This is a genomic window from Pseudomonas sp. D8002, assembly GCF_013385695.1.
Lineage (GTDB): Bacteria > Pseudomonadota > Gammaproteobacteria > Pseudomonadales > Pseudomonadaceae > Aquipseudomonas.
This window is the reverse complement of the sequence record NZ_JACAPM010000077.1, coordinates 1-1,301: the sequence shown is the minus strand read 5'-3', so window position 1 is coordinate 1,301 and position 1,301 is coordinate 1. Positions and strand designations below refer to the sequence as shown.

The 1,301-nt window shown below is 52.8% G+C and carries 1 protein-coding gene; it reads left to right on the top strand.

Annotation, left to right across the window (positions count from 1 at the left end):
- The first annotated feature begins 324 nt into the window (after positions 1–324).
- Positions 325–1,266: an IS110 family transposase gene (locus HX807_RS31415; RefSeq protein ID WP_371316509.1), complete on the top strand. Its 942-nt coding sequence runs from the start codon at positions 325–327 to the stop codon at positions 1,264–1,266.
- Positions 1,267–1,301 lie beyond the last annotated feature (35 nt).

Here is a 1,301-nt window from a genome sequence, read left to right as displayed (position 1 = left end):
GACACGCCCGCCAAAACAATGGAGATCAACTGTGGGAGCGGGCTTGCTCGCGAATGCGGTGGGTCAGTCACTGGATGTATCAACTGATACACCGCATTCGCGAGCAAGCCCGCTTGTATGCTAGGACTTGAAGGGAGGAGGAGGGACAAAGCCCGATTCTGACTGTTGGCGCAGTACAGACCGTGGGAGATTTCGCCCCTCCTCCTTTCACCCAAGCGCCGATAAAGAATGCATCTGGCTATGACCGACGATAGGAACAAGCCTGCGCCTCTGGGTGAGCCCTTCAAGTGCTCAAAACCATAGCCCGGAGGAAGTCCCATGGCAATGCCAGTTCCTGTCTCAAAGCCGATCGTTGGCGTCGATGTTGCTAAAAATGAGCTGGTGATTTACCACGCCGAACTCGATCTGCTGGAAGTAATCCCGAACAACAAAACCGCCATTAAAAAATGGCTGAAGGCCCTACCGGGCACCGTGGCAGTTGCGATTGAAGCTACCAACATCTATCACTTGGAGTTCGCTGATCTCGCCTATGAAGCTGGCTGCGTGATCTACATGGTGGGTGGATATGAGCTCAGCCATTATCGTAAAGGTGTGAATATCCGGGCTAAAACCGACGCCCAGGATGCCAAATTGCTCGCTCGCTATTTAAAAAACGAAGCCGATGAACTTCGTCCCTGGACGCCGCCATCTCCTCTGTATCGCCAGCTTTTGAGTCTTTTCCGCCGCCGGGCGGCGCTGGTCCAGGCACGCGTCAGCCTGACTCAAAGCTGGGCGAATGAGCCGTTACTGAAGGCCTCTTTTACCGAGCAGGTGAAGTCGATGCAAAAGCTAGAAGGCCTGATTGAAAAGATGATCGGTGATCGCCTGAAAGAAGCTGGACTGTCGGATCAGCTAAAGCGTTGCTTGAAAGTTGAAGGTATCGGTTTTTTGACTGGAGCCCGCTTGGTTACTAGCTTTCAACGAGGTGATTTTAGAAACGCAGACGCTTTCATCGCCTTCTTGGGCATGGATTTACGCGTTTCTAAGTCAGGACAGAAAGATAATCGTCGTAGCTTGAGCAAACGTGGCGACTCAGAAGCTCGGCGTCTTTTGCACAACGCAGCGATGGCAGCTAGCCGAACGGCTGCATGGAAGGAGTTTTATCAAGCGCAACGGGCGCGGGGTTACAGCACCACTCAGGTGCTGGTAATGCTGGCCCGCAAGCTTGCTCGAGTGGTATTTGCCTTGCTAAAAGGACAAAGCGAATACCAACCAAAGGTTGGTTGAGGGTTGCCCCTCAACCATAGAATCTCCCACATTTG